This is a genomic window from Gemmobacter megaterium (genome assembly GCF_900156815.1).
In the GTDB taxonomy this organism is placed as follows: Bacteria; Pseudomonadota; Alphaproteobacteria; order Rhodobacterales; family Rhodobacteraceae; genus Wagnerdoeblera; species Wagnerdoeblera megaterium.
Map to the genome: position 1 here is coordinate 13,751 of NZ_FTOT01000008.1, position 13,218 is coordinate 26,968.

General features: G+C 66.4%; 15 protein-coding genes. 3 read left to right on the forward strand and 12 right to left on the reverse strand.

Annotated elements, in window-relative coordinates; genetic code table 11:
* Nucleotides 1–8: 8 nt before the first annotated feature.
* The 12 genes from BW970_RS16395 to BW970_RS16450 form a co-directional block, all read right to left on the reverse strand.
* The gene (locus BW970_RS16395; protein ID WP_076533465.1) at nucleotides 9–707 is read right to left on the reverse strand and encodes a recombinase family protein; all 699 of its coding nucleotides are present in this window, start codon (nucleotides 705–707) and stop codon (nucleotides 9–11) included.
* Nucleotides 708–865: 158 nt separating this feature from the next.
* Complete coding sequence (locus tag BW970_RS16400; RefSeq protein ID WP_076533467.1) at nucleotides 866–1,417, reverse strand: phage terminase small subunit P27 family; 552 nt, start codon at nucleotides 1,415–1,417, stop codon at nucleotides 866–868.
* Nucleotides 1,414–1,641: a DUF7220 family protein gene (locus BW970_RS16405; protein WP_076533469.1), complete on the reverse strand. Its 228-nt coding sequence runs from the start codon at nucleotides 1,639–1,641 to the stop codon at nucleotides 1,414–1,416. Before BW970_RS16405 ends, BW970_RS16400 begins: the two co-directional genes overlap by 4 nt.
* Nucleotides 1,619–2,065, reverse strand: coding sequence for a hypothetical protein (locus tag BW970_RS16410; RefSeq protein ID WP_159441455.1), 447 nt, complete (start codon nucleotides 2,063–2,065; stop codon nucleotides 1,619–1,621). Before BW970_RS16410 ends, BW970_RS16405 begins: the two co-directional genes overlap by 23 nt.
* Nucleotides 2,062–3,312 carry a site-specific DNA-methyltransferase gene (locus BW970_RS16415; protein WP_076533472.1) on the reverse strand — a complete coding sequence of 417 codons (1,251 nt, stop codon included), beginning with the start codon at nucleotides 3,310–3,312 and terminating at the stop codon, nucleotides 2,062–2,064. The genes BW970_RS16410 and BW970_RS16415 overlap by 4 nt, the downstream gene beginning before the upstream one ends.
* A gap of 184 nt (nucleotides 3,313–3,496) precedes the next feature.
* On the reverse strand, nucleotides 3,497–6,535 hold the full coding sequence (locus BW970_RS16420) for a bifunctional DNA primase/polymerase (protein WP_076533474.1): 3,039 nt from the start codon (nucleotides 6,533–6,535) through the stop codon (nucleotides 3,497–3,499).
* A gap of 3 nt (nucleotides 6,536–6,538) precedes the next feature.
* Nucleotides 6,539–6,748: a helix-turn-helix transcriptional regulator gene (locus BW970_RS16425; RefSeq protein ID WP_076533477.1), complete on the reverse strand. Its 210-nt coding sequence runs from the start codon at nucleotides 6,746–6,748 to the stop codon at nucleotides 6,539–6,541.
* On the reverse strand, nucleotides 6,748–7,023 hold the full coding sequence (locus BW970_RS16430; protein ID WP_076533479.1) for a hypothetical protein: 276 nt from the start codon (nucleotides 7,021–7,023) through the stop codon (nucleotides 6,748–6,750). Before BW970_RS16430 ends, BW970_RS16425 begins: the two co-directional genes overlap by 1 nt.
* Nucleotides 7,016–7,258, reverse strand: a complete 243-nt coding sequence (locus tag BW970_RS16435; protein ID WP_076533481.1) for a hypothetical protein — start codon at nucleotides 7,256–7,258, stop codon at nucleotides 7,016–7,018. The genes BW970_RS16430 and BW970_RS16435 overlap by 8 nt, the downstream gene beginning before the upstream one ends.
* A gap of 84 nt (nucleotides 7,259–7,342) precedes the next feature.
* Complete coding sequence (locus BW970_RS16440; RefSeq protein ID WP_076533483.1) at nucleotides 7,343–8,065, reverse strand: RNA polymerase sigma factor; 723 nt, start codon at nucleotides 8,063–8,065, stop codon at nucleotides 7,343–7,345.
* Nucleotides 8,066–8,164: 99 nt separating this feature from the next.
* Nucleotides 8,165–8,413, reverse strand: a complete 249-nt coding sequence (locus BW970_RS16445) for a hypothetical protein (protein ID WP_076533484.1) — start codon at nucleotides 8,411–8,413, stop codon at nucleotides 8,165–8,167.
* A gap of 92 nt (nucleotides 8,414–8,505) precedes the next feature.
* Nucleotides 8,506–10,848: a hypothetical protein gene (locus BW970_RS16450; RefSeq protein WP_144038980.1), complete on the reverse strand. Its 2,343-nt coding sequence runs from the start codon at nucleotides 10,846–10,848 to the stop codon at nucleotides 8,506–8,508.
* A 198-nt stretch (nucleotides 10,849–11,046) separates the two neighbouring features.
* On the opposite strand from BW970_RS16450, the gene BW970_RS16460 reads away from it, so the two are divergent.
* The 3 genes from BW970_RS16460 to BW970_RS16470 are packed head-to-tail and all read left to right on the forward strand — an operon-like array spanning nucleotide 11,047 to nucleotide 13,204.
* Nucleotides 11,047–11,502: a DUF2924 domain-containing protein gene (locus tag BW970_RS16460; RefSeq protein ID WP_076533488.1), complete on the forward strand. Its 456-nt coding sequence runs from the start codon at nucleotides 11,047–11,049 to the stop codon at nucleotides 11,500–11,502.
* Nucleotides 11,499–12,824: a recombinase family protein gene (locus BW970_RS16465; RefSeq protein ID WP_076533490.1), complete on the forward strand. Its 1,326-nt coding sequence runs from the start codon at nucleotides 11,499–11,501 to the stop codon at nucleotides 12,822–12,824. The genes BW970_RS16460 and BW970_RS16465 overlap by 4 nt, the downstream gene beginning before the upstream one ends.
* Nucleotides 12,821–13,204, forward strand: coding sequence for a hypothetical protein (locus tag BW970_RS16470; RefSeq protein WP_076533492.1), 384 nt, complete (start codon nucleotides 12,821–12,823; stop codon nucleotides 13,202–13,204). The genes BW970_RS16465 and BW970_RS16470 overlap by 4 nt, the downstream gene beginning before the upstream one ends.
* The last annotated feature ends 14 nt before the right edge of the window (nucleotides 13,205–13,218 follow it).

The following is a 13,218-nucleotide window of genomic DNA, read 5'->3' on the forward strand; positions in this document are numbered from 1 at the left end:
CCATCGCCCTATCCGCCTTCCAGCCCGGCGATCCTTTTCAGCACGGCCTTGACGTTCGACACCTGCCAGTTCCCGCCGCGCCTTGTCCTGATGCCACGGGCCGCGAGTTCTGCGGCGATGGCCCGGAGCGAGGTCGCGCCGCCGGCCCGGATGTCTGCGATGACGGGGGCAAGGTCGCGGGCAAAGCCCTGGGCATTGGCGGTGACGGCGGCGCGCAGGGCGGCCCCGCCCTTGCCAGCCCGCCGCAGGCTGGCGGCGCCGTTCGGATTGCCGAGCCGCACCCCGCGGGACCGGGCCGCGGCAAGGGCCTCCTTCGTCCGCCGCGAGATCGCCTCGCGCTCGGCTTCCGCCACCAGCGCCATGATGCCCACCGTCAGGTCATTGGCCTGCGGCATGTCGCAGGCCAGGAACTTCACCCCGCTGTCCCTGAGGGCGAGCAGGAAGGCCGCGTTGCGCGAGAGCCGGTCCAGCCTGGCGATCACCAGCGTGGAGCCGGTCACCTTCGCCAGATGCAGGGCGCGCGACAATTCCGGCCGGTCGGCCCTGCGCCCACTCTCTACTTCGGTGAACCGCGCCAACACCTCCGCACCTCGCGCCGCCGCGAATGCCCCGATCGCTTTGCGCTGTGCCTCGAGGCCGAGCCCCGACAGCCCCTGCCGCGCCGTCGACACCCGCTCATAGGCCACCAGCCGCCCTGCCGCCGCCATTCGTGCTCCCCCGTACAGACCTGCGTAACGTTCGTTGCGCAGAAGGGTACAGGATAGGTCGCCATGAAGTGTAGCGATTTCAATGATCTAATGGCAGAAGCATGACTTGTGCGGTCGAACGTCGTCGTCTGTGCCCACCGGCGGAGAGGCCGCTTGCGTCAAAGTCTGGTGGCGTCGGGGCTGAGGGTGATCACCCCTTTGGCATCATCGCCCTCATCAAGCATCCTGTCCTCGTCGCCAGCCGCGGAGATGATGATGCGGCGGATGATAACTGGCGGCTCCGCAGTTTGCGGCGTGCCCTGCACGACAATGCGCGACCGTGCCGCCGGGGTCAGCCCGATCTCGGCCATGTAGCGGCCCATCAGTTCCATCTGCCGGTTGGCCACCGACAGCCAGGGCGATTGCTGCACATAGCCCGAGGGCGTGCGGATCAAGAGCGGGGTCTCGCGCAGCTTCTCCTCCGCCTCCACCCAGCGGCCCCAGGCCTGGCAATAGGCTGCCAGCACCGCCCGGTCGATCACCGTGATCACCCCCATGTCGTGCAGCACTCCGACAAGTCGGCGCCATTCCCTGCGTGCCTCGGCACCAAGATGGGAGGGGCAGCGCGGCAGATCCCGCGGCGGCGCCGGTTCGGCATGGTTCCACGCCCGCTTGCCGCGGTTGCCCTCGGCCCGGCGCCAGGCGCTCGGCTTACGGGGCGGCCCGCTCATGGCAGCCGGTCCTGCAAGGCATTGAAGAGCCGGCGCAGCCCATAGCCGCGCAGCAACGACAGGGCAGTGAACACCGTTGCCACCATCGCATTCTCGGCCAGAACAAGGTCATGACCGAGCGCCGGGAACAGCAACCGCTGTGCCCAGAGGGAGAGCAGGAAGCCCACCACCGTGCCCGTGAGGCTTTCGAAGGCCGAAGCGCTAGGGGATTGACCAGTGGTCATTTGCCCTGTCCTTCTCCAGTTCGATGGTGTCCGCTGCCTGGCCACGCTCGCAGATGGCCAGCATCTCGCGCAAAGTCTCGTCGCTCAGCCGGGTCAGGTCGAGCGTGCTCTCCGGCAAACTGGCCGGCGTGGCGACTTCCAATGTCTCGCGCCAGCCCCCTTGCGTCTTCAGATAGAAGATCATCGCCGTGACATTGCCGGCCCGGGCCTTGGTAACCAGGCTCTGCGCCACCGCACCCACCGTACGCGCCTTCCCCCGCTTATAGCGTTCGGAAAGATCGGGATCCCGGTTCATCAAGGCGAAGAAGGTCGTCCGGCCGATGCCGAGGAAGTCCGCGATCTGCTCGGCGTTCAGCACGGCGGCGAGCGTCTCCACCTCGGCCCGCTGCGCGTCGGTCACGGTGACTGGCGGACGTCCTGTCACGGGCCCCCCTCCGCAGCCCGCTCGGCGCTCACGGTCGCAAAGGTCTCTCCCGTCGCCTCCAGCACCGCCTCGCGCCCGGTGAAGGCCTGCCAGCGGGCCACCGCGACATCGACGTAAGGAGGATCCAGTTCCAACGCATGGCAATGCCGCCCGCAGGTCTCCGCCGCGATGATCGTGGTCCCCGATCCGGAGAAGGGCTCATAGACCGCCTGGCCGGGCGAGGCATTGTTCAGCATCGGCCGACGCATGCACTCGACCGGCTTCTGCGTCCCATGGACCGTGGCCGCGTCCTGGTCCCGGCTCGCGATCTGCCACAGCGTGGTCTGCCTGCGGTCACCGGTCCAATGACCCTTGCCCCTGGCCCGCACCGCATACCAGCACGGCTCGTGCTGCCAGTGATAATCGCCCCGGCCGAGCACCAGCCGCTCCTTGGCCCAGACGATCTGGCTGCGGATCGCGAAGCCGGTGACGACAAGGCTTTCGGCCACCGTGGTGGCATGCAGGGCGCCGTGCCAGACATAGGCGACCTCGCCCGGAAACAGCTCCCAGGCCTCGCGCCAGTCCGCCCGGTCGTCATTCAGCACCTTGCCGGTGCGCCGCGTCTCCGAAAGTCCCGCCCGATTGCGCCAGGCCGGATCATAACCCACCCCATAGGGCGGATCGGTCACCATCAGATGCGGCACCACGCCAGCGAGAACGCGGGCCACGGTCCCCGCATCCGTCGCATCACCGCAGATCAGCCGATGCGGTCCGAGGCACCACAGGTCGCCCGGACGGGAGACCGCGACCGCGGGCGCCTCCGGGACATCCTCCTCCCGGGCATCCGGCTGCCCTGCGTTCAGCAGCGCATCCAGTTCCCTCGCCTCGAAGCCGAGGCTTCCCAGGTCCACCGCCATCTCGCGCAGATCGCCCAGTTCCAGCGCCAGCAGGTCGCGATCCCATCCCGCCTGTTCCGCAAGCCTGTTGTCGGCCAGCACATAGGCCCGCTTCTGCGCCTCGCTCAGATGGGCAAGCTCGATCACCGGCACCGCCCCCAGCCCCAGCTTGCGCGCCGCCAGCACCCGGCCATGGCCGGCGATGATGCCGTTCGTCCCGTCGACCAGCACCGGATTGGTGAAACCGTATTCCCGGATCGATCCCGCGATCAGCGCCACCTGCGCCTCCGAATGGGTCCGGGCATTGCGCGCATAGGGGATCAGGTCGCCAATCGGGCGGTAGTCGATCGTAAGGGTCCGTCCGCCGTCCATCTGCGCCTCCCATCCCCCCGGGCCGCAACAAGCGGCATGTCCAGAGGGGCTCAGGACAAGGATATCAGATGGGGCAAGATATTGTAATAATGACAATAAATGCTGATTGACGACAGATGGAGACGATGCCGGACAGGAGTGAAGCCATCGCCATCGCGCATCCCTGTCGCACCGAAGCGCCCGATCAACCCGGCTTCCATTCCGCAAGGGGGCCGACTGCGCCCTCGAGCAGCCGTCGCGGGTCGGACGCAATCGCCTCGATCCACCAGGCCCGCTGCCAGGAGCGGCCCCGGCCGGGACGGCGGTAGGCAGCCGATTTAAGCGACATTTCCCTATAAGGATTATCTATAGGGATTTGTCGCTTAAATCCTGCCCTCTCCAACGCCTTCTGCGCCTGCTTCTCGTCACTGAACAGCCCCGGATGCAGCACCGCCGCATCGGCTGGGCTATCCACCGCCAGTCCCGCCAGCAGCATGCGCTGGATGATGTCCGGCATCACGGCTTCCCAGGCCAGCACGCGATCGTGGACCAGCGGCAGGGCAACGTCTGCCAGAACCTGGACCTCGAGCGGATTCGCCGCTGTCCGGTTCACCCCGCGACCCCGGCCGATGGCCTGGATCACTTCATCGTCGCAAACAGCCGAACGCATGAGTTCTGCGAGCGGGTCCTCGTGCTCGATCGCGACGATCGGGCGCCGGGATCCGTCCCGCATCAAGAGGCCCCGCCGGACCCGATGGTAGGCACCCATGGGCACATGTCCGAGGTAGGCGCTGGTGATGTGCCCAAGATCCTCGTTTCCGGGCAGCGGCCGGCCGATGACGATCAGCAGCGCCACGTCCTTGTAGGCATCCAGTCCGGCGATGGCCTTGAAGTGTCCCGTCTCGACACCTGGTATTCCGGCGAAGGCCGGTTCGATCTGCTTGTAGGTGACCACCAGTGTCCTGCCCGGCGCAACACGGGTCGCTTCCCAGCGGACATGGTCGACGCAGTCCCGGAGCCGGTTCCGCCGCCGCCGCGCCTCGTCCGGAGCGGCCTTCGGATCCTCCACCAGGGATGACTTGCCGAAGCTGCCCTGCACCGCGGTCAACCGCATCTGCGGCATGGACGCAGCGATCTCGATGACATCAAGTCCTGGCAGCACCGTCCCGGCAAGGCCAGGTCGCAGCGTGGCGTCGAGATGCAGGATCGGCAGTTGGGCGAGGTCCTGATCGATCCCCTGCAGGCGGGTCACCTCGATGGAAGCGGCGCCGGTCCCGGGATCAGGCGGCATGACCCGGACACGACCGTCCTGGTCTTCGGCCCCCTGCAGGCAGCCCTCCAGGGCATGGAACAGGGCCTCGCGCCGGACCGACCGATTGGCGTCCCAGCTGAGTTCCGCCGCGCGTCGGCGCGCCCCCTGCGGCAGGCCCGGGCGCAGGCCGGGATCAACGCGCAGCCGGATTTCCAGCGCGGCGGCGGTGGCGCATGCCGCGACAGTGAGACCTGCGTCGACAAGGTGCTGCCTCATCAGCGGGCCCGCCCCGTTGGCCCGCAAAGCGTCACTCGCCAGCGTCCGGAGGCGGAAGAGCTCGGTCCAGGCGGCTTCCTCCTCCTCGGGATCGTCCAGTCTCGGCGTGTCGACGGCCTCGGCCGCAGTGATCTCCGCGAGGCCAATCCGGGTCCGACGGACGGCTCGCTCCCAGCAGCCCTCGTCGATCACGATCAGCGCTGCCTTGACCGCCGGCACCGACAATCCGGTGAAGAGGCTGTCATAGGCCGCCAGAACCACATCGGCCTCTTCGATCTCGCGCAGGTTCTCCTGCTTGGCACAGGCGTCGAAGGTGTGACAACGGGCGCCGCCGCGCCGCATGCAGGCATTGGGGAAGGCAGGAAGCCCGGACGCGATAGCCAGCCTCACCATGTCGAGATCCCGGCACATGGTCCGGCCAAGCCCGGGCACCATCGCCTCGTAGCCGCGATGGACGGCAACGCGCAGATTGTCGCCCGCCCAGCCGAGCGCCGCCTCGTCCGCCAGCGCCAGGGATGGCACGAAGACGAGGATGCAATGCGGAAGGCCGGCCTCCTTCAGCCGCTGCTGCAATGCAAGAAGTTCCCGCCGTGAGACCGCCGACTTTCCGAGGCCGACGCTGGCGCGGAGGCCGGTCCGTGGACCCGGTTCCTCGCACCCCGAGGCGCTCCAGTCCTCGGCCGAACGGCAGAATGCTGCGATCGCTTCCGCGAGCTTTTCCCGGGCGTCGCCGACGGGCAGGCCGGGCTCGACCTCGACGGGCTCCGCGTCCGGAGATGCGCGTGGCGGCAGACGGCCAGCCGCTGCAAGGCCGAGCTTATCGCAGACCTTCGTCAGAGCATCATGGAGATCATAGGACGTCGAGCTGTCCTTCTTGCCCCGGGACAGATCGGTGGTTGCGCTGAACCGCTGCCAGGCGCGTTCGGCCAGGATGTCGGGGGCCAGGGTTTGATCGGCATCGATCGCGTCGTGAACCGCGTGATAGGCGATCGTCGACAACCAGCCGTCACGCCCGTCGACGACAATCCCATCGGCATCGCGGACCGGGCCGGTCGCAGGACCCGCGTTTCCACCTCGCCGTGCCCGACGTTGCTGCTCCCCGATCGGAGGGAGGAGCGCTGCAAGCTCGAACAGGAGATCGCGGCAGATGGCCTCGTCGACGAGTGGCAGGTCGGCAAGCGGCAGATCGAGCGGCGTGTCGCCGGCTGGCCAGTAATACGGCTGCCCGGTGTCCGGGTGGATGCCAAAGGCCACGAACTGCTGGCCGAGGCCAAGGAATTCGAGCTTGCGTGCAGACAGTTTGGCAAAGGGCGTTTCGGTTCGCGCGAGATAGAGCCGTTTCGGCCAGAGTCCGACGCGCATTGGCAAACTGCCAAGCCTGCCCTCGACGATCCGCCCCATCTGGTGCGCGGTGTCGGGGTCAAGGACATCTATATCGATGCCGACGAGCTGTCCGGTTCGCAATCCGACCCCGGACATGGGAAACGTCTCGATCCAGCGGGATACCTGCGCTTCGTCGATCCGGGCTGTCGTCCAGGCGTCCACAGCCGGGCGTTTTGTTCCTGCGAGGATCGGCAGCGGTTCAAAGCCATTGTCGAGAAGCCGGGCCGCCAGATCGCCATAGCCTTGACCGGCCATGCCGAAGGGGCCGCCGCCGGCAGCCTGGCTGTCTTCCCTGTTGTCTTGCGCGGGTCCGGACTGGCGATCCCGCGCCATGGGTCAGTCCGGCGTGAAGCTCTGCCGGGCCTCGAAGGCCTCGACATCACTCAGGCGATAGAACACCAGCCCGCCGAGCCTCACCCAGGCCGGGCCGTAGCGAGCCTCCCTCCAACGCTGCAGCGTGCGCGGTGCCAGGCGCCACCGCGCCGCAAGTTCGCGTGTCGTCAGCAGGGAGGGCTGTGGCGGATGCGCGCCGGGATGAACCGTCATCAGGCCGCCCCCCGGCGATGAACCAGGGGCAAGGCCGCGGCACCGCCCTGGCAACCCTGCTCGCGGGCAAGGAAGTACAGCGCCTCCAGCGCCGCGCGTTCGGCGGGCGTCAGCACCGCCCGGCGGTCGAGGGCAAAGGCCAGGTCATCGAGCGTCGCTGTTGCGACCTCCACCTCGCGCGGACCGAGGCGGCACGGGCCGAAGACGCTGATCATCCGCGGCAGTGCCGCGAGGGCGAGACTGGCCGCAAGCGGGGAATGGCGGCGATCAGACATCGGCCACCGCCCAGGCCTGAGGCGGTCTCACGGCCGGATCAGGGGCCGGCATGCCGATCGCATCCTCGCCATCATCGGCATAGATCGCCAGCAGCGGCGTGCCGTCGGCGTGATGACCGGCATCCTCGATCCGGTAGCTGCGATTGGAGGCGCAGACTTCCGCCAGTTCCCAGCGGCGGTAGAAGCCCGGCAGGCGGCGGAACTCGCCGGGCGTGGTGGCAATGATGCAGGTCATCGATGTCTTCCCCTGTTCCGAGTGGGGCGCCGAGGGGCGCTCACAGGGGAAAAGCCAATCGCGCAGGCCGGATGGGACATCGGCTCAGGGGATTTCCACGAAGGCGGCCCGAAGCCTGCGCATCGCGCGCTGGTAGCGTTTGCGGGCTGCCTCGTGGGTGAGACCGAATTCGGCGGCCACCTCCGCCTGGCTGTATCCCTCGATCGCCACACGGATCACCAGCAGGGCATCGATGCCGAGCAGCTTCCGCAGTTCATCCTCCAGGGCTGCCGCCTCCGCAGCCTGCTGGCCTCCGGCCCGATCGGCGGGCAGGTCATCGGGAGCGGTGATGCTGGTGAGGAATGTGTGCTCTGCCCGCTTGCGATGTGCGCGGATCATGTCGCGTTCGACATTGAGCAGCACCGTGGCCGCGATCCAGGTGACGCGCCCGAGATCGAGTCCGCGGACCGCCTCGGTCGTACGCGACATGATCTCCGAGGTGATCTCCTCGGCGGAGCCGATCCTGCGCCGGATCGATCGGTGCCGGATCGCGTCCAGTCCCGGCCAGAGCGCCAGCAGCATCACGGTCAGCGCGCAATCCGACACCGGACCATCGGACTGCGCCGCCTCGACGAGGGCTGTGAGGATCAGCTTCTTGTCGTCGGATGCGTCCCTTGTGCGATGCAGCCCGTCGAACAGCGCCACCGGATCGCGGAATGGGGCTAGCGCAGCATGCGCCTGCCGCAGGGCCTCAAAGCTGCGCTGGAACTGAAGCCTGGACGAGGATCGCATCAGATCCTCGCGGATCTCGTGCCAGGAAAAGGACACCGGACGCCAGCCTTTCGGCCGGGCGTCCAGCGCCTCTCGGGGACCAGATCAGGGCGTCATGCGCCTCTCGGGGTTGAAGGGGACGGGGGAAGGCGCGCTCTAGCGCGCCGGCCCGCTCGTATGATTCAGCGTGCCGCAGCCGCGGCACTTCGCCTGGACCGGAAAGCCCGTGAAATACTCGTGCCCCCGCGCGAAGCTCACGTGCATCCGGCCTTCACGGAACACGCCAAGCACGCCGCCGCAGCAGATGCAGCGCCAGGTCGAGGACGGGGTGGCGGGCGGGGTCTTCTGCGTCGCGCCCGACCGGCGCAACGATGCGGGCGGGCGAGAGGGGAAGGGAATCGGCATCGGAGTGCTCCTTGGTTTCAGGAGCAATCCAGATGGATCAGCGAATCGGAGATTGTCAGACCCCCCAATCGGAGCCGGATCGGAGCCAGCCGTTACACGGCGATCTCCCAGGGCCCTTTCTGGCCGAGACTTCTCAAAAAGTTACCCTTCAGCTTGTCCCAGAGCGGCTGCTTGAAGATGTTCGGCAGGGACTGGCCTTCGGCAATGCCTCTGACAAGATCACCCGTCGTCATCGGCGTCGGGCCATTGTTATGGGCATCCACCAGCCGCTGAATGATGGCGATACGGTTTGCACCCTTGATGTCGATGGTGGCTTTTCCAGGTACGAAGAGGGTGGCCATATTCTCCCCGGAACGGGTGAGCCCGACCGCTTGTCCGCCACGGGCCAATATCCGGTGACGCCGAAACACGGACCGGAGCTTGTCTGCGACCAAGGCGATTTCGGACTGTCCCTTGTCGATCTGATCGGCAAGCGGCGTCAGGACGTTGGCTGCCAGACACGGCCCAGGTGCTTCGCCAGCCTGAAGGACCAGGCCGATGCCGAGGTTGTGGCGCGCCCGAAGCTGCGTATCGACGTCCGACCGGACCTTCTCCCGGTCGAGACCTCGCGCGAGATAGACCGGCACATTGCCGCCATCGACCGCGAGCGTTCCAAGATAGAGAAGCTGGTCAGTCAGCTTCTCTATGGCGGGCACATCCAGCGCCTGTTCAAGACGCGCCTTCAGATGTTGTGCGACCCAGCCGTCCCGCACTCGATAGACCCGGTAGCGATCCGGTGTGCCGCCAGGGGCCAGCTGTCCTTCGGTGACCTGAAGATCGGCCACCTTATGATTTCCTGCTTCCTCATCTCCCTTTTCCACCCGGACAACAACCTCGGCTGCAACCAGGCCTATCTCGTCTTCATCGTCGATCAGGTCGTCGCCTACCCAACCGGCAGGGACAAGAAATCCGATTTCCATCAGAAGGCTGGGATCGACGCCGCGTTTAACCAGCCACTCGCCGGTGACCCTGTCTGCCCCTATGTCCCAGATGGCCAGCAACGCAGGCATGACCGCCATGCTCTCCGCATCGCCTGGCGCGCGACCCTCACGGAGGATATTCCAGTGTCGAAGCAGGCGATGCCCCAGAACCCGTTCGAACGGGTCGTCAATACTGAGAAGGCTGCTCGTGTTACGATCGGTAAGCGTGAAGTCGAGGGTTTGCACATCGTCTCGCTCCGCGCGGCGATACCGCACCGCAATCTCGATGAAGCGGATCGCGACCGCCCGCTCGAAAATCCTCGGGAGGCCCGGCTGGCTGTGGATGAGTTCGGAGATGTCCTGATCGATAGTGGTGGAAAGCGAGAGGCGGTTGGCGAGATTGCCGATGCTGATGTCAGCGCGGATCACTTGCGCACGGGTGATCACCACATCGTCGAGTTCCGGCAGTTCCAGATCGAGGGCCTGCATGAACCGCGAGATGTCGTAGGCCTGAAAGTCGACGGGCTGGTTGGAATAGGTCTGATCGAGGGCCGTTTCGATGAATCGCTCGGCGATGGTGTGCCTGAACTTTCGGTTGCCAGCGCGGACATGTACCCGTCCGGTTGATGGCGTGTAGACGATCATCGCCTCTCCGGGTGGCCGGAAATAGATACTTGACCTATTGCCGTTGTCGTCGATCTCCCGGACGCTCGTGGGCGGATCGGGATGATACAGCAGGTACATCTCTGCCGCCGGTTCATCGCCGTCCTCGGGGATGTCGAACTTGTCGATGCTGTAGCCGTCGCCGCGATCGAGGCGCTTGTTGAGGTCGACAAGAAGCTCTTCGAGCAATGCGCTGCCGGCGTCCGGGCCTCCGTCGACCGAAGGCTCCGCCATGAAGGTCTGGTAGTGCTTGTCATAGCGCCGGTAGAGCCGCAGGTGCAGGCTGTTCTCCGCCGCTTCGAACAGCCCGTGTTCGTTCGCAAAGGCCCACAGGCTGCGCGCCAGCCTGTCCCGCTGGTTCAGAAGCTCCCTGGCGCGGTCGGGTTCGAGCCTGGTTGTGGCGAGACCTTGGAGGACATACTCACCGCGGTCACTCGCAATTGTGACGATCCGGGCGGCTTCAGTTTCGAGCGGACCCAGCCGGTCCTTCTTTTCCTGCCGCAGCATGGTCCTGGCAAGCGACGGACCGTCCGGGTTGTCCACATCGAACTTGTAGGCAGAAAGCCAGTTCAACCTCTCGAAAGCTCTAGCCGCGAGAAATCCGGACAGCAGATTCGGCTCTGCATCATCGAATAGCCGGGAAAGACTGGGGCAGGTCTTCGTGGGCGCGCGAACCATGAGCCACCTCGCTGTCATTTCCGACGAGAGTAGGGACATCACCCGGTTTCGCCAGAGATTTTCTCCGGCCCCCTGTCCCATTGCCTCACCGGATTTGGCTTTTCCCTGGCAGATGCTCCCCGGATGCCCTGCCATGAAGCACCCCAATCCCCTGTCGCCCTTCCTGATGACCTCCGCCGAGCGGCGGGCCGAGTTGTGCCGCATCCTGGCCCTCGGGCTGGTCCGGTTGCGCATGAGGAAGTCAAGCGAACTCTCTGACGACATGGGAGAAACTTCGCTACACCTTCCGCCCGCAAAGAGCGTTGGTCGGCATGCAAATCACCGGAGACCCGCATGACGACGCATGATCCCATTCCCGCGCGCCTGGCCGCGCTGAAGACCACGCCGACGCCGGAACTGAAGCAACAGTGGCGCGATCTGTTCGACAGCGAACCGCCGCCCTTCAATCGCCGCTACCTTGAATCCCGGCTGGCCTATCGCATCCAGGAACTTGCCTACGGCGGCCTGAAGCCCGAGACGATTCGGCGCCTCGAACGGCTCGGCGAGGAACTGGACGGCGGCGACAGGAAGAAGCGCGGCATCCGAGCCGATCGCGACCGCCCCATCACCGGCACGCGCCTCCTGCGCGAATGGCAGGGCGTCGAACAGATCGTGACCGTCACCGCCGACGGCTTCGAATGGCAGGGTCGGCCGTACAAGTCGCTGTCCGCCATCGCACGGGCCATCACCGGCACGCGCTGGAACGGCTGGACCTTCTTCGGGCTCAAGAACCACAGGGGGCGGACATGACGAAGCCGCCGGATAAATCGAAGGTCGTCCGCAAGCTGCGATGTGCCGTCTACACCCGGAAGTCCTCCGAGGAAGGGCTGGAGCAGGAGTTCAACAGCCTCCACGCCCAACGTGAGGCCTGCGAGGCCTACATTGCCAGCCAGCGCTCCGAGGGCTGGGCGCTGGTCCGCGATCAGTATGACGACGGCGGCATCTCAGGCGGCACGCTGGAGCGGCCCGGCCTGAAGCGGCTGCTGGAGGATATCGAGGACGGGTTGGTCGACGTGGTGGTGGTCTACAAGATCGACCGCCTCAGCCGCTCGCTCGCCGACTTCGCCAAGCTGGTCGAGGTGTTCGACCGGAACGGCGTGACGTTCGTCTCGGTGACGCAGTCGTTCAACACGACGACCTCCATGGGACGGCTGACGCTGAACATCCTGCTGTCCTTCGCCCAGTTCGAGCGCGAGGTCACGGCCGAGCGCATCCGCGATAAGGTCGCGGCCTCTCGGCGCAAGGGCATGTGGATGGGCGGGGTACCGCCCTACGGCTATCGCGTCGAGAACCGGAAGCTGGTGGTGGAAGACGACCAGTCTGCGCACGTCCGCTGGATCTTCGGCCGCTTCCTCGAGATCGGGTCCTGCACGGAACTGGCGCGGGAGGTTGGCGTACGCGGGATCCGGACGCCGCGCGGCAACCGGATCGACAAGAAATACATCTACCGGATGCTCAGCAACCGCGCCTACATCGGCGAGGCGGTCCACAAAGGCGACAGCTATCCCGGCGAGCACGACGCGATCATCGACCGCGAGACTTGGGACCGCGTCCACGCCATCCTGCAGGAGAGCCCGCGCAAGCGTGCCGCGCGCACCCGAGCTGAGACGCCCGCGCTGCTGAAGGGGCTGCTGTTCGGGCCCGATGGCGCTGCGTTCTCGCCGACGCATACCCGCAAGGGCGACCGGCTCTACCGCTATTATGTCAGCCAGACAGTGCTGAAGCATGGCGCTGGATCCTGCCCCATCGGCCGCGTGCCAGCGGGGGAGATAGAGGCCGCCGTCATCGATCAGCTCCGCGCCGTGTTCCGCCAGCCCGAAATCGTGGCGGGGACATGGAAGGCGGCGCGCGCCCACGCCGACGATATCAGCGAAGCCGACGCCCGGACGGCACTGCAGCAGCTTGATCCGCTGTGGGGCGAGCTGTTCCCCGCCGAGCAGGCGCGCATCGTGGAGTTGTTGGTCGAGCGCGTGGAGATCGGGACGGACGGGTTGAACGTCCGGCTCCGTGTGGATGGGCTCGGCGGCCTCGCACGCGAGATGCTGGCCGGAGACATGGGAGCGGCCGCATGACCCGCGGCACTCTGATCCCCGAAACGGTGACGCTCCATGTCCCATTTCACATCGTGAAGCGCGGCGGGCGGAAGGAAATGCACCTGCCCGACCGCGTCCGGCCAGACCGCAAGGCGGACAACACGCTGGTCAAGGCGCTGGCCCGCGCCTTCCGCTGGAAGCGGATGCTCGAGTCGGGTGAGTTCGCTACCATTTCCGAACTGGCCGAGCGAGAGGGGATCGCACCCTCCTACATAACCCGCGTCCTGCGGCTGACGCTGCTTGCGCCGGATACCGTTGAGGCAATCCTCGACGGCACGCAGGGGCCAGAGATGACGCTGGCGCGGGTGCTGGAGCCGTTTCCCTTGCAGTGGAGCTTGCTGGTCGGTCATTTCCGCTGAGAACCTCTAAGCAG

Excerpts from the sequence above, each read along its gene's own strand:
- BW970_RS16395 (WP_076533465.1), bottom strand. The coding sequence starts at position 707 with ATGGCGGCGGCAGGGCGGCTGGTGGCCTATGAGCGGGTGTCGACGGCG.
- BW970_RS16400 (WP_076533467.1), bottom strand. The coding sequence starts at position 1,417 with ATGAGCGGGCCGCCCCGTAAGCCGAGCGCCTGGCGCCGGGCCGAGGGC.
- BW970_RS16405 (WP_076533469.1), bottom strand. The coding sequence starts at position 1,641 with ATGACCACTGGTCAATCCCCTAGCGCTTCGGCCTTCGAAAGCCTCACG.
- BW970_RS16415 (WP_076533472.1), bottom strand. The coding sequence starts at position 3,312 with ATGGACGGCGGACGGACCCTTACGATCGACTACCGCCCGATTGGCGAC.
- BW970_RS16420 (WP_076533474.1), bottom strand. The coding sequence starts at position 6,535 with ATGGCGCGGGATCGCCAGTCCGGACCCGCGCAAGACAACAGGGAAGAC.
- BW970_RS16425 (WP_076533477.1), bottom strand. The coding sequence starts at position 6,748 with ATGACGGTTCATCCCGGCGCGCATCCGCCACAGCCCTCCCTGCTGACG.
- BW970_RS16430 (WP_076533479.1), bottom strand. The coding sequence starts at position 7,023 with ATGTCTGATCGCCGCCATTCCCCGCTTGCGGCCAGTCTCGCCCTCGCG.
- BW970_RS16435 (WP_076533481.1), bottom strand. The coding sequence starts at position 7,258 with ATGACCTGCATCATTGCCACCACGCCCGGCGAGTTCCGCCGCCTGCCG.
- BW970_RS16445 (WP_076533484.1), bottom strand. The coding sequence starts at position 8,413 with ATGCCGATTCCCTTCCCCTCTCGCCCGCCCGCATCGTTGCGCCGGTCG.
- BW970_RS16450 (WP_144038980.1), bottom strand. The coding sequence starts at position 10,848 with ATGGCAGGGCATCCGGGGAGCATCTGCCAGGGAAAAGCCAAATCCGGT.
- BW970_RS16460 (WP_076533488.1), top strand. The coding sequence starts at position 11,047 with ATGACGACGCATGATCCCATTCCCGCGCGCCTGGCCGCGCTGAAGACC.
- BW970_RS16465 (WP_076533490.1), top strand. The coding sequence starts at position 11,499 with ATGACGAAGCCGCCGGATAAATCGAAGGTCGTCCGCAAGCTGCGATGT.
- BW970_RS16470 (WP_076533492.1), top strand. The coding sequence starts at position 12,821 with ATGACCCGCGGCACTCTGATCCCCGAAACGGTGACGCTCCATGTCCCA.